The organism is Ramlibacter pinisoli (assembly GCF_009758015.1).
GTDB classification, from domain to species: domain Bacteria; phylum Pseudomonadota; class Gammaproteobacteria; order Burkholderiales; family Burkholderiaceae_C; genus Ramlibacter; species Ramlibacter pinisoli.
Window position 1 is genome coordinate 1,919,091 of record NZ_WSEL01000003.1, and the last position, 23,273, is coordinate 1,942,363.

23 protein-coding genes are annotated in these 23,273 nt (G+C 70.8%); 9 read left to right on the forward strand and 14 right to left on the reverse strand.

Annotation, left to right across the window (positions count from 1 at the left end; genetic code table 11):
* Positions 1–122: 122 nt before the first annotated feature.
* From urtE to urtA, 5 genes are all read right to left on the reverse strand, one after another.
* Positions 123–815: an urea ABC transporter ATP-binding subunit UrtE gene (urtE, locus tag GON04_RS10480; protein WP_157397831.1), complete on the reverse strand. Its 693-nt coding sequence runs from the start codon at positions 813–815 to the stop codon at positions 123–125.
* A 16-nt stretch (positions 816–831) separates the two neighbouring features.
* The gene (gene urtD, locus GON04_RS10485) at positions 832–1,707 is read right to left on the reverse strand and encodes an urea ABC transporter ATP-binding protein UrtD (RefSeq protein WP_157397832.1); all 876 of its coding nucleotides are present in this window, start codon (positions 1,705–1,707) and stop codon (positions 832–834) included.
* Positions 1,704–2,870, reverse strand: coding sequence for an urea ABC transporter permease subunit UrtC (gene urtC, locus GON04_RS10490; RefSeq protein WP_157397833.1), 1,167 nt, complete (start codon positions 2,868–2,870; stop codon positions 1,704–1,706). Before urtC ends, urtD begins: the two co-directional genes overlap by 4 nt.
* A gap of 4 nt (positions 2,871–2,874) precedes the next feature.
* Positions 2,875–4,443, reverse strand: coding sequence for an urea ABC transporter permease subunit UrtB (gene urtB / locus GON04_RS10495; protein ID WP_157397834.1), 1,569 nt, complete (start codon positions 4,441–4,443; stop codon positions 2,875–2,877).
* Positions 4,444–4,668: 225 nt separating this feature from the next.
* Positions 4,669–5,946, reverse strand: a complete 1,278-nt coding sequence (urtA, locus tag GON04_RS10500) for an urea ABC transporter substrate-binding protein (protein WP_157397835.1) — start codon at positions 5,944–5,946, stop codon at positions 4,669–4,671.
* A gap of 260 nt (positions 5,947–6,206) precedes the next feature.
* Here urtA and GON04_RS10505 point away from each other — a divergent pair, with 260 nt between their 5' ends.
* Positions 6,207–7,358 carry a glycosyltransferase gene (locus GON04_RS10505; RefSeq protein ID WP_157397836.1) on the forward strand — a complete coding sequence of 384 codons (1,152 nt, stop codon included), beginning with the start codon at positions 6,207–6,209 and terminating at the stop codon, positions 7,356–7,358.
* A 24-nt stretch (positions 7,359–7,382) separates the two neighbouring features.
* Entirely contained in the window at positions 7,383–8,006 is a 624-nt protein-coding gene (locus tag GON04_RS10510) for a hemerythrin domain-containing protein (RefSeq protein WP_157397837.1), read from the forward strand.
* A gap of 323 nt (positions 8,007–8,329) precedes the next feature.
* On the opposite strand, the gene GON04_RS10515 is transcribed toward GON04_RS10510, so the two are convergent.
* Both GON04_RS10515 and GON04_RS10520 read right to left on the reverse strand, forming a co-directional pair.
* A complete protein-coding gene (locus tag GON04_RS10515) occupies positions 8,330–9,307 on the reverse strand; it encodes a response regulator transcription factor (RefSeq protein WP_157397838.1) in 978 nt (325 codons plus the stop codon).
* Positions 9,304–12,672, reverse strand: a complete 3,369-nt coding sequence (locus GON04_RS10520; protein ID WP_157398459.1) for a hybrid sensor histidine kinase/response regulator — start codon at positions 12,670–12,672, stop codon at positions 9,304–9,306. The genes GON04_RS10515 and GON04_RS10520 overlap by 4 nt, the downstream gene beginning before the upstream one ends.
* Positions 12,673–12,866: 194 nt before the next feature.
* Here GON04_RS10520 and GON04_RS10525 point away from each other — a divergent pair, with 194 nt between their 5' ends.
* Genes GON04_RS10525 through ureG form a run of 7 tightly spaced genes read left to right on the forward strand, consistent with a single transcriptional unit; the run spans position 12,867 to position 17,321 of the window.
* Positions 12,867–13,169, forward strand: coding sequence for an urease subunit gamma (locus tag GON04_RS10525; RefSeq protein ID WP_157397839.1), 303 nt, complete (start codon positions 12,867–12,869; stop codon positions 13,167–13,169).
* Positions 13,170–13,190: 21 nt separating this feature from the next.
* Positions 13,191–13,370, forward strand: coding sequence for a hypothetical protein (locus tag GON04_RS10530; protein ID WP_157397840.1), 180 nt, complete (start codon positions 13,191–13,193; stop codon positions 13,368–13,370).
* A complete protein-coding gene (locus GON04_RS10535) occupies positions 13,370–13,678 on the forward strand; it encodes an urease subunit beta (protein ID WP_157397841.1) in 309 nt (102 codons plus the stop codon). Before GON04_RS10530 ends, GON04_RS10535 begins: the two co-directional genes overlap by 1 nt.
* 6 nt (positions 13,679–13,684) lie before the next feature.
* On the forward strand, positions 13,685–15,403 hold the full coding sequence (ureC, locus tag GON04_RS10540; RefSeq protein WP_157397842.1) for an urease subunit alpha: 1,719 nt from the start codon (positions 13,685–13,687) through the stop codon (positions 15,401–15,403).
* 13 nt (positions 15,404–15,416) lie between these two features.
* Entirely contained in the window at positions 15,417–16,031 is a 615-nt protein-coding gene (gene ureE, locus GON04_RS10545; RefSeq protein WP_157397843.1) for an urease accessory protein UreE, read from the forward strand.
* Entirely contained in the window at positions 16,000–16,674 is a 675-nt protein-coding gene (locus GON04_RS10550) for an urease accessory protein UreF (RefSeq protein ID WP_157398460.1), read from the forward strand. The genes ureE and GON04_RS10550 overlap by 32 nt, the downstream gene beginning before the upstream one ends.
* On the forward strand, positions 16,671–17,321 hold the full coding sequence (ureG, locus tag GON04_RS10555) for an urease accessory protein UreG (protein WP_157397844.1): 651 nt from the start codon (positions 16,671–16,673) through the stop codon (positions 17,319–17,321). The genes GON04_RS10550 and ureG overlap by 4 nt, the downstream gene beginning before the upstream one ends.
* Before the next feature lie 7 nt (positions 17,322–17,328).
* Here the strand turns inward: ureG and GON04_RS10560 are convergent, their stop codons facing one another.
* From GON04_RS10560 to GON04_RS10590, 7 genes are all read right to left on the reverse strand, one after another.
* Positions 17,329–17,694, reverse strand: coding sequence for a translation initiation factor Sui1 (locus GON04_RS10560; protein ID WP_157397845.1), 366 nt, complete (start codon positions 17,692–17,694; stop codon positions 17,329–17,331).
* Between the two features lie 22 nt (positions 17,695–17,716).
* Entirely contained in the window at positions 17,717–18,682 is a 966-nt protein-coding gene (locus GON04_RS10565) for a tripartite tricarboxylate transporter substrate binding protein (protein WP_232532970.1), read from the reverse strand.
* Positions 18,683–18,754: 72 nt separating this feature from the next.
* Entirely contained in the window at positions 18,755–19,381 is a 627-nt protein-coding gene (locus GON04_RS10570; RefSeq protein ID WP_157397847.1) for a GntR family transcriptional regulator, read from the reverse strand.
* A 100-nt stretch (positions 19,382–19,481) separates the two neighbouring features.
* Positions 19,482–20,291: an HpcH/HpaI aldolase/citrate lyase family protein gene (locus GON04_RS10575; protein ID WP_157397848.1), complete on the reverse strand. Its 810-nt coding sequence runs from the start codon at positions 20,289–20,291 to the stop codon at positions 19,482–19,484.
* Between the two features lie 7 nt (positions 20,292–20,298).
* Positions 20,299–20,880 carry a cysteine hydrolase family protein gene (locus GON04_RS10580; protein WP_338050930.1) on the reverse strand — a complete coding sequence of 194 codons (582 nt, stop codon included), beginning with the start codon at positions 20,878–20,880 and terminating at the stop codon, positions 20,299–20,301.
* Between the two features lie 21 nt (positions 20,881–20,901).
* Positions 20,902–22,101 carry a CaiB/BaiF CoA transferase family protein gene (locus GON04_RS10585; RefSeq protein ID WP_157397849.1) on the reverse strand — a complete coding sequence of 400 codons (1,200 nt, stop codon included), beginning with the start codon at positions 22,099–22,101 and terminating at the stop codon, positions 20,902–20,904.
* Entirely contained in the window at positions 22,098–23,264 is a 1,167-nt protein-coding gene (locus GON04_RS10590; RefSeq protein WP_157397850.1) for a CoA transferase, read from the reverse strand. Before GON04_RS10590 ends, GON04_RS10585 begins: the two co-directional genes overlap by 4 nt.
* Positions 23,265–23,273 lie beyond the last annotated feature (9 nt).

The window sequence follows — 23,273 nt, forward strand, 5'->3', positions numbered from 1 at the left end:
GAGGATGACGGGCATGTGAATCTCCTTGGGTTGTCGATGCACCCAAGGTAGCTCCCCCATCGCGACCGGATTGCCGGGCAGCCACGCCACCCACGGTAGGCAGCCGCCCACGGCCGCTGTCGTCAGATCGCCACCAGCTGGCGCACGCCGGCGGCTTCCATGTCCTTGCCGGCGCCGGCGGCGATGACCTCGCCGCGCTCCATGACCAGGTAGCGATCGGCCAGTTCCTGGGCGAAGTCGTAATACTGCTCGACCAGCACGATGGCCATGTCGCCGCGGTCCGCCAGCATGCGGATGACGCGGCCGATGTCCTTGATGATGCTGGGCTGGATGCCCTCGGTGGGTTCGTCCAGCACCAGCAGCTTGGGCTGGGCCGCCAGTGCGCGGGCGATCGCCAGCTGCTGCTGCTGGCCGCCCGACAGGTCGCCGCCGCGCCGCCCCAGCATCTGCCGCAGCACCGGGAACAGCTCGTACAGCTGCGCGGGCACCGGCATGCCGGCCGGCTTGTAGGCCAGCCCCATGCGCAGGTTCTCCTCGACCGTCAGCCGCGCGAAGATCTCGCGGCCCTGCGGCACGAAGCCGATGCCGGCGCGCGCCCGCTCATAGGGCGTGCACTGGTGGATCGGCCTGCCGTCGAACTCGATGGCGCCCGACTTGATCGGCACCAGCCCCATGAGCGACTTGAGCAGCGTGGTCTTGCCCACGCCGTTGCGCCCCAGGATGACGGTGACCTGCCCCAGCGCCGCCTCCATGCTGACGTCCCGCAGGATGTGCGAGCCGCCGTAGTACTGGTTGATGGACTTGACGTTCAGCATGCGTGCATTCCGGGGTTCAGCGGCCGAGGTAGACCTCGATCACGCGTTCATCGTTCTGCACCTGCGCCAGCGACCCCTCGGCCAGCACCGAGCCCTCGTGCAGCACCGTGACCTTCTCGGAGATGGTCTGGATGAAGCCCATGTCGTGCTCCACCACCATCAGCGAGTGCTGGCCCTTGAGCGACAGGAACAGTTCGGCGGTGCGGGCGGTTTCCTCGTCGGTCATGCCGGCCACCGGTTCGTCCAGCAGCAGCAGCTTGGGGTCCTGCATCAGCAGCATCCCGATCTCCAGCCACTGCTTCTGGCCGTGGCTCAGGGTGCCGGCCGGGCGGTTGACGTGCGCGGCCAGGTGGATGGTGCGCAGCACCTCGGCCAGCCGGTCGCCCTGGGCGGAGTCGAGGCGGAAGAACACCGAGGCCTTGACGCCCTTGTCGGCCTTGAGGGCCAGCTCCAGGTTCTCGAACACCGTGAGCTGCTCGAACACCGTGGGCTTCTGGAACTTGCGGCCGATGCCCAGGGCGGCGATCTGCGCCTCCTTGTAGCGCAGCAGGTCGATGGTGCTGCCGAAGAAGACGGTGCCGCTGTCCGGGCGCGTCTTGCCGGTGATGATGTCCATCATCGTGGTCTTGCCGGCGCCGTTGGGGCCGATGATGCAGCGCAGCTCGCCCGGCGCGATGTCGAGCGAGAGCTTGTTGATGGCCCGGAAGCCGTCGAAGCTGACGCTCACCTCGTCGAGGTACAGGATGCGGCCGTGGCTGGTGTCGACTTCGCCGGCCGTCACCAGGCGGGCGAATCCGGCGGCGCGCCCGCCGGATTCGGTCTTGCCCGAGGTCGCGCCCCCTTTGGCTGCCGCGACGCGTCGCGCGCCCTCGTCCATCAGGTCCGGTGTCATGGCGCCTTTGCCTCCAGGGCGGCGGCGCCCGCGAGCCGCAGCCGGCGGGCCAGGCCCACCAGCCCGTCGGGCAGGAACAGCGTGACGACGATGAACAGCCCGCCCAGGAAATACAGCCAGTACTCGGGCGCGCTCACGGTGAGCCAGCTCTTGGCGCCACTGACCAGGAAGGCGCCGACGATGGGGCCGATGAGGGTGGCACGGCCGCCGACGGCGGCCCAGACGGCAATCTCGATCGAGTTGGCGGGGCTCATCTCGCCCGGGTTGATGATGCCCACCTGCGGCACGTACAGGGCGCCGGCCACCCCGCACATGACGGCCGACAGGGTCCAGATCGCCAGCTTGTAGCCCACCGGGTTGTAGCCCGAGAACATGACGCGCGTCTCGGCATCGCGGATGGCCTGCAGCACGCGGCCGAACTTGGCCGTGACCAGCCAGCGGGCGAGCAGGAAGAACCCCAGCAGCGTCAGGCCGGTGAACACGAACAGCGTCATGCGCATCGACGGCGTCTGCAGCGGCACGCCCAGGATGCGCTTGAAGTCGGTGAAGCCGTTGTTGCCGCCGAAGCCGGTCTCGTTGCGGAAGAACAGCAGCATGGCGGCGTAGGTGAGCGCCTGCGTGATGATGGAGAAGTACACGCCCTTGATGCGCGAGCGGAAGGCGAAGAAGCCGAACACGAAGGCCACCGCCGCCGGCACCAGCACCACCAGCAGGCAGGTGGCGACGAAGCTGTCGGAGAAGGTCCAGTGCCAGGGCAGCGCCTTCCAGTCCAGGAACACCATGAAGTCGGGCAGGTCGCTCTTGTAGTTGCCGTCGCGGCCGATCTGGCGCATCAGGTACATGCCCATGGCGTAGCCGCCGAGGGCGAAGAACAGGCCGTGGCCGAGCGACAGGATGCCGGTGTAGCCCCAGATCAGGTCCATCGCCAGCGCGCAGATGGCGTAGCACATGATCCGGGCGATCAGGGCGACGGCGTACTCGCCCATGTGGAACGGGCTGTCGGCCGGCACCACCAGGTTGAGCACCGGCGCCAGGGCGCAGACGGTGACCAGGGCGACCAGGAAGGCGGTCCAGCCGGCGCGCGTGAGCAGCGGGCGGGCCGCCGGCAGCACGACCGGCTCGGGGGTGGCGGCGGCAGCGACGATGGAGGGTGCGCGGTCCATGCGATCAGGCCTCCGCGCTGCGGCCGCGCACGGCGAACAGGCCCTGCGGCCGCTTCTGGATGAACACCACGATGAGCACCAGCACGGCGATCTTGGCCAGCACGGCGCCGGCCCAGCCCTCGATGAACTTGTTCAGGATGCCCAGGCCGAGCGCCGCGTACACGGTGCCGGCCAGCTGGCCCACGCCGCCCAGCACGACGACCATGAACGAGTCGACGATGTAGGCCTGCCCGAGGTCGGGGCCGACGTTGCCGATCTGGCTCAGGGCGCAGCCCGCCAGGCCGGCGATGCCGGAGCCGAGCGCGAAGGCATAGGTGTCGATGCGGGCGGTGTTCACGCCCATGCAGGAGGCGATGGGGCGGTTCTGGGTGACGCCGCGCACGAACAGGCCCAGGCGGGTGCGGGCGATCAGGAAGGCCATGCCGGCCAGCACCGCGAAGGCGAAGCCGACGATGACGATGCGGTTCCAGGGCAGCTGCAGGTTGCCCAGCAGCACCACGCCGCCGCTCATCCAGCTGGGGTTCTCGACGCCCACGTTCTGGGCCCCGAACACGCTGCGCACCAGCTGCATCAGCATCAGGCTGATGCCCCAGGTGGCCAGCAGCGTCTCCAGCGGGCGGCCGTACAGGAAGCGGATGACGCCGCGCTCGAGGATGGCACCGACCGCCGCCGATGCGGCGAACGACACCGGCACGGCGGCCACCAGGTACCAGTCGAAGTGGCCGGGCAGCCAGCTGCGGAACACGCCCTGCACCACGTAGGTGGCGTAGGCGCCGATCATCATCAGCTCGCCGTGCGCCATGTTGATCACGCCCATCAGGCCGTAGGTGATGGCCAGTCCCAGCGCCACCAGCAGCAGGATGGAACCCAGGCTGACGCCGGAGAACAGCGCACCCAGCCGGTCGCCCCAGGCGAGCGCGGCGTCGACCTGGCGCAGCGAGGCGGCCAGCGCCGCCTTCACCTCGGCCTCGGGCTCCTCGCGCAGGCGCTCGACCAGCAGGGGCTTGGTGGCGGGGTTGCGGCTGCCGCCCAGCAGGCGGGCGGCCTCGAGCCGCTTGCCCTTGTCGCTGCTGCCCAGCAGCACGGCGGCGCGCACCAGCCCGAGCTGGTCGCGGATGCCGGCGTCCTTCTCGGCCGCGTAGGCCTTCTCGATCAGGGGCAGGCGGGCCTCGTCGGGCTCCTTCTGCAACGACTGCACGGCGCGCCGGCGCAGCGCGGCATCGGGCGAGAACAGCTGCAGGGCGGCCAGGGCGCCATCGAGTTCGCTGCGCATGCGGTTGTTGCTGACCACGTCCTCGGCGTCCGCGGGAACGTCGACCGCCGCCCCGGTCACCGGATCGGCGCCCTTGCCGTCACGCACGATGAACACCTTGTCGCCGGCGACCTTGACCACGTCGTCGGCCAGCGCCTGCAGGAATGCGGCGGTGCGGTCGTCGGCGGTGGCGATGGCCTTGTTCAGCGCCTCGATGCGGGCGTCGCTTTCGCCCAGCGCGATGGCCTTGGCCTCGTCGGCGGTGAGCGCCTGGGCCGGCGCCATCCAGGCCAGGGCCAGGAGTAGGAGGAGTCGCTTCATTGCTGGAACCTGTGGAATGGACGGCACGCCGTCCATTGCGCAAGAACCGGGCCCGCCAGCAGCGGCCGATGGTGAGCCGTCATCCCGGGCTTGACCCGGGATCCATCTCCGGAGCAGCCCGCACCCCGAACGGAACCGAGGGCCGGGATGCCGAAACATCCGGGGATGGATGGCGGGTCAAGCCCGCCATGACGGTGTGTGGATCAGGATCGCCGCGCGTGATGCTCAGGTCTTGGACTTGCCGTCCGGCTCGTCCTTCTTCTTGTCGTTGCCGTCGATGAAGGGCGACCAGGGCTTGGCCTTGACCGGGCCGGGCGTCTTCCAGACCACGTTGAACTGGCCGTCGGCCTTGACCTCACCGATGAACACCGGCTTGTGCAGGTGGTGGTTCTTCTCGTCCATCTTGGCGGTGAAGCCGGACGGGGCCTTGAAGGTCTGGCCGGACATCGCCGCGATGACCTTGTCGACGTCGGTGGACTTGGCCTTCTCGACCGCCTGCTTCCACATGTAGACGCCGATGTAGGTGGCTTCCATCGGGTCGTTGGTGAGCGGCTTGTCCTTGTGGCCGGCGATGCCCTTGGCCTTGGCGTACGTGGCCCACTTCTTGGTGAACTCGTCGTTGGTCGGGTTCTTGACCGACATGAAGTAGTTCCAGGCGGCCAGGTGGCCCACCAGCGGCTTGGTGTCGACGCCGCGCAGCTCCTCCTCGCCGACCGAGAAGGCGACCACCGGCACGTCCTTGGCCTTCAGGCCGGCATTGCCCAGCTCCTTGTAGAACGGCACGTTGGAGTCGCCGTTGATGGTGGAGATGACGGCGGTCTTGCCGCCGGCGGAGAACTTCTTGATGTCGGCGACGATGGTCTGGTAGTCGCTGTGGCCGAACGGCGTGTACTTCTCGTCGATGTCGCTGTCCTTCACGCCCTTGCTCTTGAGGAAGGCGCGCAGGATCTTGTTGGTGGTGCGCGGATAGACGTAGTCGGTGCCAAGCAGCACGAAGCGCTTGGCGCCGCCGCCTTCCTTGCTCATGAGGTATTCGACGGCCGGGATCGCCTGCTGGTTGGGCGCCGCGCCGGTGTAGAACACATTCTTGGACAGCTCCTCGCCCTCGTACTGCACGGGGTAGAACAGCAGGCCGTTCTGCTCCTCGACCACCGGCAGCACCGACTTGCGGCTCACGCTGGTCCAGCAGCCGAAGATGACCGAGACCTTGTCCTGCGTGAGCAGCTGCTTGGTCTTCTCGGCGAACAGCGGCCAGTTGGACGCGGGGTCGACCACCACCGGCTCGAGCTTCTTGCCGAGCACGCCGCCCTTGGCGTTGATCTCGTCGATGGCCATCAGCACGGTGTCCTTGAGGACCGTCTCGGAAATGGCCATGGTGCCCGACAGGCTGTGCAGCACGCCGACCTTGATGGTGCCGCCCGACTGGGCGAAGGCCGGGAGGGTGGCGGTGCCCGCCAGGGCCACCGCGGCGGTCAACGCCTTGAGGGTGAATCGTCTTTGCATCTGGTGCTCCAGGAAGAGGGGTGGACGGGGTCTGGGAGGCTCGCCTCACCGGTCCGTGCGGACTTTCGGTGGACAACCGGATGCTAGGAAGACGCTGAGCTCGCAGCCATACGCCGTGTGGCGTACGGCCGCGCGCCGCGGGGCCGTGCGGCGCCGCACCGCAGCAAAAAAGCCTTGCTCCTACAGGGACTTGCGCGCTGTCTCGGCATGATCGTCGGCAACGCCGCAACGCATCCCAACTCCGTTGTCCAGGAGCCCTCATGCAAACTCTCATCGTCTTCTCCCACCTGCGCTGGAACTTCGTCTACCAGCGGCCGCAGCACCTGCTGTCGCGCCTGGCACGACACTGGCGCGTGGTGTTCGTGGAGGAGCCGGTGGTGGGTGAGGCCGAGCAGCGGCTGGAGAAGTTCTCGCCGGCCGAGGGGGTGGAGGTGTGGCGGCCCCACGTCAGCGCGGCGGCGCCCGGCTTCCACGACGAGCACATCTCGGTGCTGCAGAAGTTCGTCGCCGACGCGATCCGCACGGAGCGGATCACCGACTACTGGATCTGGTTCTACACGCCGATGGCGGTGCCGCTGGCGGCCGAGCTGCAGCCGCGCGGCATCGTGTACGACTGCATGGACGAACTGACGCTGTTCAAGAACGCGCCGCGCCAGCTGGTGCAACGCGAGAACGTGCTGTTCAAGGAGGCCGACCTGGTGTTCGCCGGCGGTCCCAGCCTGTACAACTCCAAGAAGGGCCGCCATCCCAGCGTGCACTGCTTTCCGAGCAGCGTCGATGCGCGCCACTTCGCGCAGGGCGAAGCCGAGCATCCGCTGCAGGCCGCGCTGCCGCGTCCCCGGCTGGGCTACTGCGGCGTGATCGACGAGCGGATCAACATGGAGCTGGTCGAGGCCCTGGCCACCACCCACCCGGACTGGCAGGTCGTCATGGTGGGCCCGGTGGTCAAGATCGATCCGGCCGGGCTGCCGCGGCATGCCAACATCCACTGGGTGGGCCAGCAGAGCTACCAGGACCTGCCCTCGTTCATCTGCGGCTGGGACGTGTGCCTGATGCCGTTCGCGCTCAACGAGGCCACGCGCTTCATCAGCCCGACCAAGATGCTGGAGTACATGGCCTGCGGCCGTCCGTCCGTGAGCACCTCGATCCGCGACGTGATGGAACCGTACGGGCACGTGGTGTCGATCGCCGACACGGCGGCCGACTACGTCGCCGCCTGCGAGCGCATCCTGGCGCGCACGCCGGAGCAGCGCCGCGCCCATGCGCTCGATCTCGCCCAGGCGATCGCCCAGACGTCGTGGGACCGGACGGCGCTGGCGATGGCGACGCTGATCGAGGCCGCCGATCGCGCCAAGGAAACCGCCGCCGCCGCGGCCGAGACGTCCGACAAGTCGCTGGCCAAGGTGGCCTGACGACATCAACCGCAGGAGCACGCCATGGCATCCATGTTCAGCCGCCTCTCGCCGTCCATCACCAGCATGATCCGGATGGACCACACCCACGTGATGGCCGCCTTCCACCAGTACCAGGCCGACACGCCGGCCCGGGTCAAGAAGGGGCTGGCCGACAACATCTGCCTCGCGCTCGAGGTGCACGCCCAGCTGGAGGAGGAGATCTTCTACCCGGCGCTGCGCGAGGTGTCGCCCGACGAAATGCTGGACAAGGCCAAGCCCGAGCACGACCGGATGCGCGAGCTGATCGCCCGGCTGAAGGCGCTGCAGGCCGGCGAGCCGGCGTTCGACGCCACGCTGCTGGAGCTGATGCGCACCGTGATGCACCACGTGGCCGACGAGGAGACCGACCTGCTGCCCAAGGCCGAGCGCCTGCTGGCCGGCCAGCTGTCCGAGATGGGCGCGCGCATGACCAAGCGCCGCCTGGAGTTGCTGGGCCCGCGCAGCGGCGAACTGGCCGGCAGCATGGCCCGCTCCATGAGCAGCGGCACCATGCTGGCAGCAGCCGGCGCGCTGGCCGCCGCCGGCGGCATCCTGCTGGCGCGCCGGACGGGCGGCCTCACCCGCGACTCCGGGTCGGCCTGGCATCCGGCCAAGTGGGGACATTGAGGCCGACCTCGTCATTGCGGGCTTGACCCGCAATCCATCTCCGGCTGTCGGATCGCGCCCTGATCGCCCTCGGGAGATGGATGCCGGATCAAGCCCGCATGACGATGAGTGCAACTGTCGACGTCGGCACAGAAGCACGCATCCCGGCCCCCAACTACGCAGGCCGACCGGCGCGGCCCCATTGCCGCACGCGGCCACGGCACCTTCAAGCCCCGCCCCCTCTCCCCCCGGGGGAGAGGGTTGGGGTGAGGGGGCTCCCTGCTTGGGTCCCCGGTCCCCGTGCCGGGTGAGGGGGTTCCCTGCTTGGGAGTCGCGAGAGGGGTTCACCCCTCGAAGCTAGGGTGTAGTTGCCGGATCCTGTTCATCGCCATGCCCGCCGCCGCCGTGCGCGTCTCGACCCCGAGCTTGTCGAACACCCGCTCGAGGTGCTTCTTCACCGTGGCGGGGCTGGCGCCCACGATGTCGGCGATGTCGCGGTTGATCTTGCCCTTGACCACCCAGTACAGCACCTCGGCCTCGCGCGCCGTGAGCTTGAACGACAGGCTCATGGCGCCGATGACGGCGTCGTCCGAGACCTCGCGCATCACGATCAGCCAGTCGCCGCCCTCCTCGTCCTGCCCCAGTTGCTGGTGCAGCCGGAAGGTCAGGCGCCGGGCGCCCAGTTCGGCCGTCAGGCGCGGCGGCTCCACCAGCTGCTCGGCTTCGCGCAGGTGGCGCCGCAACCAGGCCTGCACCGGCGCCGGCGCCAGCGGCCCGCTGCTGCCGTAGTACGCGAGCAGCAGCTGGCGCGCCAACGGCGTCTGCCACAGCAGCCGGCCGTCGGCGGCGCGCACGGCAATGCTGGCGTAGCCGAAGGCATCGAGCGCGTTGCGCGTCTGGCGGGCCTGCCGCGCGCCCTGCATGTGCACGTTCATGCGGGCCAGCACTTCCTTGGGCCGGATCGGCTTGGTGACGTAGTCGACGCCGCCGGCCTCCAGTGCGGCAACCAGGTGCTCGGTCTCGGTCAGCCCGGTCATGAAGATGATGGGGATGTGCGCTGTCTCGGGCGCGGCCTTCAGGCGGCGCGCGACCTCGAAGCCGTCCATGCCCGGCATCATGGCGTCGAGCAGCACGATGTCCGGCAGGGCCTGGCCGGCGCGGGCCAGGGCGGCGCTGCCGCTGGTGGCCACCAGCACGGTGTAGCCCGATTCGTCGAGCGCGTCGTGCAGCACGGCCAGGTTGTCGGGAACGTCGTCGACGATCAGCACGACGTCGCTGTTGCTGCGGTCCAGCGCCTGGTGCAGCGGTTGCGGCACGGTCATCGCACGGTCTCCTCGGGGGCGCCGCCCAGTGCCCGGGCGAGGGCCTGGCCCATGGCCTCGAACTGGAACGCGCGCGCCTGCTCGCGCAGCGCGGCGCAGAAGGCGGCGGCCTCGGGCTGGTCGGCCTCGATGGCGTCGAGCTTGTTGAGCACGCCGCGCGGGTACCCCAGCTGCACCAGCTGCTGCAAGGCCTGCAGCGCGGCGGCATCGGGCAGCGGGCCGATGAAGGCAGCGGCCGGCGGCCGCGGCGCCGGCTGCGCGGCGGCCTGCGCCAGCCAGTGCAGGCCGAGCGCGCGCTGCAGCCAGTCGAGCAGTTCGGTGTGGCGCACCGGCTTGACCAGGAAGTCGTCGGCCGGCACGCCGGCGTCGTTGTCCAGGCCCTTGTCGAAGGCGTTGGCCGAGACGATGGCGACGCGCGCGCGCAGCGGCGCCAGCCGGCGCGCCCGGCGCAGCGTCTCCCAGCCGTCGATGCCCGGCATCGCCAGGTCCATCAGGATGGCGTCGGGGTCCAGCCCGGCGGCCAGCAGGTCGAGCGCGTCGTGGCCGCTGGCAGCGGTGCGCAGCTCGAAGCCGAGCGGCTCCAGCAGCTGCACCAGCAGCTCGCGATCGGCCTCCTCGTTGTCGACCACCAGGATGCGCCGGCGCACGCCCTCGTAGCCGGCCGGCCGCAGCGCGGCCTGCGCCTCGGGGCGCACGCCGTGCACCTGCGGCAGGAAGAGGCGCACCTTGAAGCGCGAGCCGGCGCCCTGCGCGCTGTCCACGGTGAGCTCGCCGCCCATCAGGTCGGCGAGCATCTTGGCGATGGTCAGCCCCAGCCCGGCGCCCGGCGCCGACTGGGCAGCGCCCTCGCCGCGCGCGAACGGCTCGAACACCCGGGTGATCTCGGCGGCCGTCATGCCGGGCCCGGTGTCGGCGACCTCGATGTCGGCCAGCTCGCGGGCGTAGCGCACGCGCAGGCTCACCTGGCCCTGGGCGGTGAACTTCACCGCGTTGCCCAGCAGGTTGATCAGGATCTGCCGCACCCGCTTCTCGTCGGCTCGCACGACCTCGGGGATGTGGCCCTCGACGTCGAAGCGGAAGGCCAGCCCCTTGCCGGCCGCCTGCAGCTCGAACAGGCCGGCCATCTCGTGCACGCAGTCGGCGAAGCGCATCGGCTTGACCGCCAGCGTGAGCTTGCCGGCCTCGATGCGTGCGATGTCCAGCGTGCCCTCGATCAGCGACAGCAGGTGCTCGCCGCCGCGGCGGATGACGTTGACGGCCTGCTTGCGGTGCGGCGGCAGGCCGGCGTCCTCGCCCATCAGCTGCGCGTAGCCGAGGATGCTGTTGAGCGGCGTGCGCAGCTCGTGGCTGATGGCGCCGATGTAGCGGCTCTTGGCCTGGTTGGCCTGCTCGGCCGCACGCCGGGCCTCGTCGGCGGCACGCTTGGCCTGCTGCAGCGCCTCGTCGGTCTGGCGGTGCGAGTCGATCTCGCGCACCAGCAGGTGGGTCTGGCGGTTCGACTCCTCCTGCGCAACCTGCCGGCTCTTGTGCGCCAGCACCAGCCACCAGGCCACGATGCCGGCGATGACCAGCAGCGCCACATAGACCTTGACGAAGCCCGCGCGCAGCGCGGCACCGGCGACGACGGCGGCGTCGGGCGCGATGGCGTCGAGCGCGCGCAGCTCCTGGTGGTACAGCAGGGAGAACACCGCCGCCAGCAACGGCACGATGACCAGCATCAGCAGCAGGAAGTGGCCCAGGCCGGTGTCCAGGTAGGTCCAGGTGCGCCGCGGCAGCAGGGCGCGCAGCAGGGCCGACCACTGCCAGGCCAGCCGCGCCCGCGGCTTGCAGGCGTCGCCGCAGCGCGCGTCCAGCGTGCAGCACAGCGAGCAGATGCAGCCCTGGTAAGCCGGGCAGTGCGCCATGTCGGGCGCCTCGTACTCGCGCTCGCACACCACGCAGCGGCGCAGCGCGGTGGGGTCGGCCGGCGTTTCCTGCGGGCGGGCCAGGTAGTAGCGCCCGCCGGTGGCCCAGGCGATGGCCGGCGCGGCGACGAAGGCCACCCCCATGGCGATGAGCGCCGAGAAGGCCTGCGCGGTGGGGCCGAACACGCCCAGGAAGGCCGCCACCGAGGCGGTGGAGGCCAGGGCCATCGCGCCCACGCCCACCGGGTTGATGTCGTACAGGTAGGCGCGCTTGAACTCGATGCCGCGGGGCGACAGGCCGAGCGGCTTGTTCACCACCAGGTCGGCCACCACCGCCATGATCCAGGCGATGGCGATGTTGGAGTACAGCCCCAGCACGTCGCCCAGCGCCTGGAAGACGTTCATCTCCATCAGCATGAAGGCGATCAGCGTGTTGAACAGCACCCAGACCACCCGGCCCGGGTGGCTGTGGGTGACGCGCGAGAAGAAGTTCGACCAGGCCAGTGAGCCGGCGTAGGCGTTGGTGACGTTGATCTTCAGCTGCGAGACCACGACGAACACCGCCGTGGCTGCCACCGCGACGCCGTAGTGCGGGAACACGTACTCGTAGGCCGCCAGGTACATCTGGTTGGGGTCGACCGCGCGATCCGGCGGCACCATGTGGCTGATGGCCAGGTAGGCCAGCAGCGCGCCGCCCAGCATCTTGAGCACGCCCAGGATCACCCAGCCCGGCCCGCCGGCCAGCACGCCCAGCCACCAGCGGCCCCGGTTCGCCGGCGTGGCCGCGGGCATGAAGCGCAGGTAGTCGGCCTGCTCGCCCATCTGCGTGATGAGCGCGATGCCGACCGTCAGCGCCGCACCAAAGCTGTGCAGATCGAAACCGGAAACGCCACTTTTTTCACCAGCGTAGTGCACGACGCCCGAAAACGCCCCAGGATCGCGCGCCAACACGTAGACGAAGGGCACCACCAGCATCACCAGCCACAGGGGCTGGGTCCAGACCTGCAGCCGGCTGATGGCCGACACGCCGTGCGTGACCAGCGGGATCACCACCAGCGCGCAGGCCAGGTAGCCCCAGCGCGGCGGGATGCCCAGCGCCAGCTCCAGCGCATAGGCCATCACGGCCGCCTCGAGGGCGAAGAAGATGAAGGTGAACGAGGCGTAGATCAGCGAGGTGATCGTCGAGCCGATGTAGCCGAAGCCGGCGCCGCGCGTGAGCAGGTCCATGTCGACGCCGTGGCGGGCGGCGTAGATGCTGATCGGCAGGCCGGCGCCGAAGATGATCAGCCCGGTGGCCAGGATGGCCCAGAAGGCGTTCAGGAACCCGTACTGCACCAGCAGGGTGGCGCCCACCGCCTCCAGGATCAGGAACGAGGCGGCGCCGAAGGCGGTGTTGGCGACCCGGAAGGTCGACCAGCGGCGGAACCGCTGCGGGGCGTAGCGCAGCGCGTAGTCCTCCATGGTCTCGCGCGCGACCCAGGCGTTGTAGTCGCGCCGCACCTTCACCACCCGCTGGGGCGGGTCGTGGGGCAGGATGGGAATGACCTCGTTCACGCGACGGTCGTGCAGGTTCCGTGCCGAGCCGGCGCGGGCGGCAGCGCCACGGCACAGCACTTGCAGGAGGACGGCCCGACCCCGCCCCGGACCGACCGCGCATGGAACTAACGCCCCGCGAAAAAGACAAGCTCCTGATCTTCACCGCCGCCCTGCTGGCCGAACGGCGCAAGGCGCGCGGCCTGCGCCTGAACTATCCGGAAGCCATGGCGCTGATCTCCGCCGCCGTGATGGAGGGCGCGCGCGACGGCAGGACCGTCGCCCAGCTCATGAGCGAGGGACGCGCCGTCCTCACCCGGGCCGACGTCATGGAAGGGGTGCCCGAGATGATTCCCGACATCCAGGTCGAAGCCACCTTCCCCGACGGCACCAAGCTGGTGACCGTCCACCAGCCCATCGTCTGAACAGCTGCCAGGAGCCGCCCCATGACCACGCTTTCCGCCCGCCTCGCCACCGCGCTCGCCGCCCTCGTCTGCCTGCCCGCGCTGGCCCACGACGGCCACGGCCTGGCCGGCAGCCACTGGCACGCCACCGACAGCGCCGGCCTGCTGCTGGTGGCCGCCCTGGCCGCGCTCGCGCTCTGGTTCTCGCGCGGCGGCAAGTGATGGCCATCCCCGGCGAACTGCTCACCGACCCGGGCGAGCACGACCTCAACCCCGGCCGCCGCACCGCCACGCTGGTGGTGCGCAACACCGCCGACCGGCCGATCCAGGTCGGCTCGCACTACCACTTCGCCGAGACCAACGGCGCGCTCGACTTCGACCGCGCCGCGGCGCGCGGCATGCGGCTGAACATCGCCTCGGGCACCGCCGTGCGCTTCGAGCCGGGCCAGCAGCGCACCGTGGAACTGGTCGACTACGCGGGCGACCGCCAGGTGTTCGGCTTCCGTGCCCTCGTCCAGGGAAAGCTCTAGCAAGACATGGCCAAGATCGGGCGCCGCGCCTACGCGGAAATGTTCGGACCCACCACCGGTGACCGGGTCCGCCTGGCCGACACCGACCTGGTGGTCGAGGTCGAGGACGACTACACCCTGCGCGCCGGCGGCTACGGCGAGGAAGTGAAGTTCGGCGGCGGCAAGACCATCCGCGACGGCATGGCGCAGTCGCAGCGCACCCGTGCCGAGGGCGCGATGGACTGCGTCCTGACCAACGCGCTCATCCTCGACCACTGGGGCATCGTCAAGGCCGACATCGGCCTGAAGGACGGCCGCATCGCCGCCGTCGGCAAGGCCGGCAACCCCGACACGCAGCCGGGCGTCGACATCGTCATCGGCGCGGGCACCGAGATCATCAGCGCCGAGGGCCACATCGTCACCGCCGGCGGCATCGACAGCCACATCCACTTCATCTGCCCGCAGCAGATCGAGGAGGCGCTGGCCTCGGGCATCACCACCATGCTGGGCGGCGGCACCGGCCCGGCCACCGGCACCTTCGCCACCACCTGCACGCCCGGCCCCTGGAACATGCAGCGCATGCTGCAGGCCGCCGATGCCTTCCCGATGAACCTGGGCTTCCTGGGCAAGGGCAACGCCAGCCGGCACGCGCCGCTGCGCGAGCAGATCGAGGCCGGCGCCATCGGCCTGAAGCTGCACGAGGACTGGGGCACGACGCCCAGCGCCATCGACCACTGCCTGGACGTCGCCGAGGCCACCGACACCCAGGTGGCCATCCACAGCGACACGCTCAACGAGTCGGGCTTCGTCGAGAACACCATCGCCGCCACCAGGGGGCGCGCGCTGTGCGCCTTCCACACCGAGGGCGCCGGCGGCGGCCACGCGCCGGACATCCTGCGGGTGGTGGGCGAGGCCAACTTCCTGCCGTCGTCGACCAACCCGACGATGCCCTACACCGTCAACACGCTCGACGAGCACGTCGACATGCTGATGGTGTGCCACCACCTCGACCCGGCCATCGCCGAGGACCTGGCGTTCGCCGAGAGCCGCATCCGCAAGGAGACCATCGCGGCCGAGGACATCCTGCACGACCTGGGCGCCATCAGCATGATGTCGAGCGACTCGCAGGCCATGGGCCGGGTCGGCGAAGTCATCCTGCGCACCTGGCAGACCGCGCACAAGATGAAGCTGCAGCGCGGCCCGCTGCCCGGCGACGGCGAGCGCAACGACAACGTGCGCGCCAAGCGCTACGTGGCCAAGTACACGATCAACCCGGCCATCGCGCACGGCATCAGCCACGAGGTGGGCAGCATCGAGCCGGGCAAGTGGGCCGACCTGGTGCTGTGGAAGCCGGCCTTCTTCGGCGTCAAGCCCTTCCTCATCCTCAAGGGCGGCAGCATCGCGATGGCGGCCATGGGCGACCCCAACGCGTCGATCCCGACGCCGCAGCCGGTGCACTACCGGCCGATGTTCGGCGCCTACGGCGGCTCGCTGGCGCGCGGCTCGCTCACCTTCGTCTCGCAGGCCGCGTTCGACGCCGGCGTGGGCGAGCGCTACGGCCTGGCCAAGACCCTGGCAGCGGTCAAGGGCATCCGCGGCGTGCGCAAGCAGCACCTGGTGCACAACAACTACCTGCCGACCATGGAGATCGATCCGCAGACCTATGCCGTGCGGGCCGACGGCCAGCTGCTCACCTGCGAGCCGGCCCGGGTGCTGCCGATGGCGCAGCGGTATTTCCTCTTCTAGTACCCTCCGGGGCATGTTGACCGTCTCCAAATGCCTGGCCGGCGGCCAGGGCCTGGCGCCCGTGCTGGTGCGGCGCGCCGCCACCGTCGAACTCGACTGGGATGTGCGCCAGAAGAGCCGCTTCGAGGCCACCGACTCGCAGGGCCGCCGCCTGGGCGTGTTCCTGCCGCGTGGCACCGTGGTGCGCGGCGGCGACGTGCTGGTGGCCGAGGACGGCTCGATGGTCCGCGTGGTCGCGGCGCCGCAACCGGTGCTGCGCATCACGCACTGCAGCCAGCACGGCAGCGCCTTCGACCTCACCCGGGCCGCCTACCACCTGGGCAACCGCCACGTGGCCATCGAGCTGCGCCCCGACCACCTGAAGATCGAACCCGACCACGTGCTGGCCGCCATGCTGCGCGGCATGCACCTGATCGTGCAGGAAGCGCAGGAGGCGTTCGAGCCCGAGGGCGGGGCGTATGCGGCCGGCGGCCACGGCCATGGACACGCGCACGGCGGCCACGGCCCGCTGGCGCCGGAGCACGGCGGCTACGAGGGCAGCGGCCACGGGCACGACCACGACCATGCGCACGACCACGCGCACGACGGCCACGACCATGGACACCACGGGCACGGCCATTCGCACTGACGCCGCGCTGCTGCGCCTGGTCTGGCTGGCCTCGCCGGCGCTGCCGGTGGGCGGCTTCTCGTATTCCGAGGGCCTGGAAGCGGCCGTCGACGCCGGCCTGGTCACGGACGAACGCACGGCCGCCGACTGGCTGGAGGAGCAACTGCACCTGGCCCTGGCGGAATCCGACCTGTCCGTCGTCGGCGCCGCCGTCGCCGCCTTCCGCGCCGGCGACGGCGAGCGGGTCGCCGCGCTGGACGCCTGGGTGCGCCGCACGCGCGAGACCAGCGAGCTGAAGCTGCAGGCCGAGCAGATGGGCCGTTCGCTGGGCGAGTGGATGAAGTCGGTCGGCCGCGAGGGCGCCGGCTACACCTGGCCGGTGGCCTTCGCCCACGCCGCGGCCGACATCGACTGCAGCGTGCGCGAGGTCGCGCTGGTGTTCGCGTTCGGCTGGGCCGAGGCGATGGCACAGGCCGCCATCAAGGCCGTGCCGCTCGGCCAGGGCGGCGGCCAGCGCATCCTGCAGCGGCTGGCGGCGGAGATCCCGGCCGCCGTCGACCATGCCCTGGCGCTCGACGACGACGCCCGCCAGGCCTTCACCCCCATGCTCGCCATCCTGTCGGCGTGCCACGAAACGCAGTACTCCCGCCTGTTCCGCTCATGACCGCCTCCGCCCTGCACCACATCCCCCACCGCACCAAGAAGCTGCCGCCGCTGCGGGTGGGCATCGGCGGCCCGGTCGGCTCCGGCAAGACCACCCTGCTCGAGATGCTGTGCAAGGCCATGCGCGACCGCTGGGACCTGGTGGCCATCACCAACGACATCTACACCAAGGAAGACCAGCGCCTGCTCACCGTCAGCGGCGCGCTGCCGGCCGAGCGCATCCTGGGCGTGGAGACCGGCGGCTGCCCGCACACGGCGATCCGCGAGGACGCCTCGATCAACCTGGAAGCGATCGACCGCATGCTGGCGCAGTTCCCGGACGCCGACATCGTGTTCGTCGAGAGCGGCGGCGACAACCTGGCCGCCACCTTCAGCCCCGAGCTGAGCGACCTGACCCTCTACGTGATCGACGTCGCGGCCGGCGAGAAGATCCCGCGCAAGGGCGGCCCCGGCATCACCAAGAGCGACCTGTTCGTCATCAACAAGACCGACCTGGCGCCGCACGTGGGCGCCGACCTGGGCGTGATGGAGGCGGACACGCAGCGCATGCGGCGCGGCAAACCCTACGTGATGACCAACCTCAAGACCCAGGCCGGGCTGGCCGAGGTGGTCGGCTTCATCGAGCGGGCCGGGCTGCTGGCCGGCTGAGCGGCGCTCAGCCGCCGGCGCGCTTGACCCGGTGGCCCTGGTCCTTCAGCAGGGCCAGCACCTTGTCGCAGTGGTCGCCCTGCACTTCCACCGCGCCGTCCTTCACGGTCCCGCCGGAGCCGCAGGCGGCCTTGAGCTGGCGGGCCAGCTGGTCGAGCGCCCCCGCGTCCAGCGCCAGCCCGCGCACCACCGTCACCGCCTTGCCGCCGCGGCCCTTGGTCTCGCGCGAGACGCGCACGAACCCGTCGCCGGCCGGTGCCGCGGCAGCGCTGCGCGCGCAGGCGCACTGCGCCACCGGGCGGCGGCAGGCGGGACACATGCGGCCCAGGTCGGTGGAATAGACCAGGCCGCCGGCGGACGGGCGGGACTTCATCGGGGGGCGATTGTCGCCCGGACTATTCCGCGCGGATGCCCGCCTCGCGAACGACCTTGCCCCACCTGTCGATGTCGCTGGCGAGGAAGTCGCGCAGCGCGTCCGGCGTTCCGCCGCCCGGCTGGACGCCGTGGACCGCCAGCTTCTGGCGCACGTCCGGCATGGCCAGGATCTTCACGAGCTCGGCGTTCAGGCGGTCGATGACGGCCCTGGGCGTGCGCGCCGGGGCAAACAACCCGAACCAGGCCGTGACCTCGAACCCGGGCAGTCCGGCCTCGGCCACCGTCGGCACGCCGGGCAGGTCGGGGTTGCGCGTGCTGCCGGTGACCCCCAACGCGCGCAGCTTGCCCGACTCGATGTGCTGGGACACCGACGGGATGGTCGAGAAGTACACCTGCACGTGCCCGCCCAGCAGGTCGTTGACCGCCGGCCCGCCGCCCTTGTAGCTCACGCCGGTCATCTGGATGCCCGCCATGCGGTTGAACAGTTCACCGGCCAGGTGGGCGGTGGTCCCGTTGCCCGAGTTCGCATAGCTGAGGGGCGTCTTGGCCAGGCCCAGCGCGATCAGATCCTGCACGCTCTTGGCCGGCACGCCGGGATGGACCACCAGCACCAGCGGCAGCGTGCCGCCGAGGACGACGGGCGCAAAGTCCTTCACCGTGTCGAACGGCAGCTTGTACAGGCTGGGATTGATCGGGAAGGAGGTGATCGGCATCACCAGCGTGTAGCCGTCGGCCGGTGCGGCGGCCACGTGCTGCAGTCCCAGGTTGCCGGAGGCGCCGGGGCGGTTCTCGACGACGACGGGCTGGCCCAGCGCGGCCGCGAGCTTGTCGGCCAGGACCCGGGCCGTGAAGTCGGTCCCGCCACCAGCCGCCACGGGCACGACGATCCGGATCGGCCGTGCGGGCCAGCCGGCCTGGGACCAGCTGGCCGGCGAGGTCAGCAGGCCGGCACCGAGGGCGGCCAGGGCGTGGCGGCGTTGGAACATGGGCTGGGTCTCCTTCATGCACAATGCATTGATTGGTCGAGCGGACGCCGGCTGGCGCGACATCGGTTGCCCTTAGTCGGGCTTCAGGAGCGTCCAGCCCGATTCGATGTGCTTGCGCATCGACAGCACGGCGTTGGACGAGTCGCCTTCGGCGAAGGCCCTCAGGATCTCGTCGTGCTCGGCCGCGGCGTCCTTGCCGCGCCCGGAGACGGCGTTGATCAGGTCGAAGGGATAGCGCGCCCAGAGGATCTGGACGAAGTGCAGGGTCTGGGGCATGGCCGCAATGTCGTACATGCGGCGGTGGAAGCGGTAGTTGATCCCGCGCGCCGAGGCCCGATCGCCGGCGTTGAACGCCGCCTCGAATTCGTCGGCGAGGGCCCGCAGCTCCTGGATGTCCTTGGAGGTCGCCTTGTCGACCGCACCGCGCACCAGCTGCGCCTCCAGCATCAGGCGCAGCTGCAGGATCTCGGCCGACGCCGTCGGGTCGAACGGCACCACCCGGGCGCCGCGGTAGGAATCGCCGCTGACGTAGCCCTCGGCCTCCAGCAGCTTGAGCGCCTCCCGCACCGGGGTGATGCTCAGGTGCAGCTCCTCCGCGATCTCCGCCTGCTTGAGGCGGGAGCCGCGGGCGTAGACGCCGGAGATGATGCGCTCGCGCAGGTAGTCGGCGACCTGCTCCTCTTTGGTTCGGTATTCCATCGTCACCAGCTGCAAGGGCCTGGCCGCAGCAGGGGCCGCGACCGACACGCCGCCCGTGGTCGCCGCGCGAACGGCAGCAAGCGAGGTGTTCCGATGCATTTTATGCGCCGCCCTTTCCCGACTCGTCCATGATCCGGCGCGCGCGCTCGACGACGGGCTTGTCGATCATCTTCCCGTCCACGGAGGTCGCGGCGCCCTGGCTGCGCTCGAAGGCGGCGAGTACGCGTTGCGCCCAGGCCACCTCGTCCGGGCTGGGCCGGAAGGCCCCGTTCACGGCCGTGACCTGCCGCGGATGGATGCAGAGCTTGCCGCCGAACCCCAGCCGGCGCGATCGCAGGGCGTCCTCGCGCATCACCGCCTCGTCGGTGAACTCGAGCCCGACGCCGTCGACCGGCGGCGCCAGCGCCGCGCGGCAGGACTCCAGCACCAGCTGGACGCGGATCGCGGTCATGGCCTCGCCCTCGTCCGCGATGCCGCTCTCGGCGGCGAAGTCCACGCTGCCGAACGCCAGCCGTTCGACGCCGCCGCTGCCGGCGACCTCGCGCAGCGCCAGGTAGCCGGCCACGGTTTCCACCAGGGCGATGACCGGCCGCCCCGGCAGCGCGACCGCGAGGCGGGCCAGCGAGGCCGGCTCGGCCTTGGGCAACATGACGCGGGCGCCGGTCAGCTCCCGCAGCGCGGCCACGTCGCCATCGAACCACGGCGTGTCGGCGCCGTTGATGCGCACGACGGCCTGGCCACCGTCGGCCAGCCAGGCGGCCACCGCCGTCCGGGCCTGCTCCTTGGCTGCAGGCGCGACCGCATCCTCGAGGTCCAGGATGACATCGTGGGCGCCGCTGGCGACGGCCTTGGCGAACCGCTCGGGGCGGTCCCCCGGGACGAACAGGAGGGTGCGGGCGATGCGGCTCATCGGTGGCTCACGCAAACGCGACCTGGTCCGAGGTCGTGATCGTGCAGAAGCGCTTGAGGTTGTCCATGGCAGCCGCATGCTCCTCGGCCGACAGGGCGCAGCAGCAATCCTCGAGCACCACGACCTCGTAGTCCCGGTCGTGGCCGTCGCGCACCGTCGCCTGCACCACGGCATTGGTGGAGATGCCGGAGCAGTAGATGCGCCGGATGCCGCGGGCGCGCAGGATCGCCTCCAGGCTGGTCGCGTAGAACGGGCTGACGCGGTGCTTGACGATGTCGAAGTCGCCGGGCTGCTGGCCCAGGTCCGGGTGGGTCTCGGTGCCCCAGGTGCCGAGCTGGAAGATGCCGTTCTTGCGCGCGCCGGAGAAGATCGGCGAGTTGGGCGGGCATTCGCGGTAGTCGGGCGAGAAGCCGACGCGCACGAAGCCGACCGGCAGGCCGGCGGCACGGGCCTTGTCGATGGCGCGCCGGGTCTTGCCGACGATGCCGCGGCCGCGGACCTGCTCGCCGTAGGGCGCCTTGCCGTTGGGACCATCGGCATGCACCAGGTCGTTCATCATGTCGAGCACGAGGTAGATGGAGTCGCTCACGAGGGTTCCTTTCGCGTCGGGTCAGGCGATGATCTCGCGGGCCTCGAGGTCCGCGCGCTGGGACGAATCCAGCCCCAGCAGTTCGCCGAACACATAGTCTTCGTCCTGGCCGAGCGCCGGCGTCAGCCGCCGGATGCCCACGTCGGTCGTGCCGGAGAACCGGCCGGCCGCACCGACCGCCAGGCGGGCCGGGATGTCGGGCGCGCTCACCTCCACCAGGGCGCCGCGCTCGCGCAGGTGCGGATCATCCGCGATGTCCTGCAGGCTCCAGGAGACGTGGGCGCAGACGCCGGCCTCCTGCAGCCGCGCCGCCGTGTCGTCGGCGTCGCAGTCCGCCAGCCATTGGGCCACCAGCTGGTCAACCTGCGCCGCGTAGCGCACGCGCGCCGAGCCGGTGGCGAACCGGCCGTCCGTGCGGGTCTGCCCCAGCACGCGCAGCAGGGCCAGCCATTCGCTGTCGCTGCGGATCGCCAGCGTGATCCAGCGGTCGGCCTGCGCCGTGGCATAGACGCCGTGCGGCGACATGGCCAGGTCCGCGTTGCCGGGCCGCACCGGGGTCTGGCCGACGCTGGCCAGCACCAGCGCATCGCCGACCATCGCCGAGGCCACCTCGCGCGCCGCCAGGTCGACGTGTTGCGCGGCGCCCGTGCGGCGCCGCTGGTGCAGTGCCGCCAGCGTGGCCAGCGCGGCATGCATGCCGGCCGAGTGGTCCATCACGTGGCGCATCTCGACCGGCGGCCCGTCGCTGTAGCCGGTCATCCAGCCGAGGCCGCCCCAGGCACCGAAGAGCGGCGCATAGCCGGCGAAGTGCGAGTCGGGGCCGGTCTGGCCCGAGGCCGAGAGCGACAGCAGGACGATGTCGCTCCGGGCCTGGCGCAGCTCGTCGAAGCCCAGCCCCAGGCGGGCCATCACCCCGGGGCGGAAGCTCTCGGCGGCGATGTCCGAGAGCGCGACCAGGCGCTTGGCGAGCGCCACCGCTTCGGGCTGCTTCAGGTTCAGGCGCACGGACAGCTTGTTGGCGGACACCTGGTCGAAGGTCGCGGCCTGCATCCGGCCGTAGACCGCGTGCGGCTTGCGAAAGGCGTCCGGCCGCGTGCGGCTTTCGATCTTGATGCACTCGGCGCCCATCTGGGACAGCAGGTGCGTGCAGAAGGGTCCCGCCGCGTGGATCGTGAAATCCGCGATGCGAACGCCGGCGAGGGGGGACTGGGAAGGGGTCATCGGGTGGCTCCCGCTGCCATTTCGTTCAGCACGGGGACGCTGCCCGGGCCGGGCAGCGGCGTGCAATGGAACTTGAACGGCGCGAGCAGCACGTCGGCCTGCTGGCCGCTCTCGAGCCGGACGGGATGGAACAGGCCGCGCGCACGCTCGTGCTGGCCCTGCGCCACTTCGGCCGGCGTGCGGTACTTGGCCACCGGTACCCCGAGGTCCTGGGCGCGGCTGACGATCTCGTCGGCATGGTGGCGCGCCATCCACTCGCGCACGTGACCATTGATCTCGTCGCCGCGCCGGCTGCGCTCGAGGGGATCCTGCAGCCCGGGGTCGGCGGCCCAGTCCGGCCGCCCCAGCAGCTCCACCAGGCCGCTCCACTGCCGGTCTTCCAGCGTCAGCAGCTCGATGTAGCCGTCGCGCACCGCGAACACGCCGCCGTAGCGGAAGCGGCGCATGGTGCGGTGCTCCAGCGAGCCATCGCCCAGGCGCTGCAGCGCGAAGGCGCCGACCGACAGAACGGCGTCCTGCACCGACACGTCGACGTACTGGCCGCCGGACTGCGGCACGGCCCACCAGGCGGAGAGCGCACACAGGGCCGCGCTGGCGCCGCCCTGGTAGCCCGCGAAGTGGCCGTAGATCTTGAGCGGCGCGCGTTCGGGAAACAGTTCGTTGGACAGGCCGTTGGGCAGCAGGAAGCCCTCGCCGCCCGCGTGCAGCAGGTTCACTTCCTCGCCGTCCCAGCCCGCCTTGGGCCCGGTGGCGCCGAACGGCAGCACGCTCACGTGCACGAGCTGGGGGAAGCGCGCGCGCACCGAGCCGGCGTCGACCCCCTGCGCCGCCCGCTCGTCGACCGGTGTGTCCTCGATGAGGATGTCGGCGCGGTCCAGCTCGCGGTCCAGCAGCACCCGCCCGGCGGGCGAGGCCGGGTCGCAGACCAGGCTCCGCTTGCCCGCGGCCAGGTACACGAACAGCGCGCTCTCGCCGCTGTCCGCCAGCAAGGGGGGCGCCGCCCGCAGCGGCGAGCCGCCGGGCGGCTCCAGCATGATGACCTCGGCCCCCATCGCGGCCAGCAGCCGTCCGGCATAGGCGGCCGCGACGGTCCGCGAGCGCTCCAGGACGCGGCAGCCGGCCAGCGGCGCCGACGGACCGGATTTCGAGTCGGGTGAGTGCATGCGAACTCT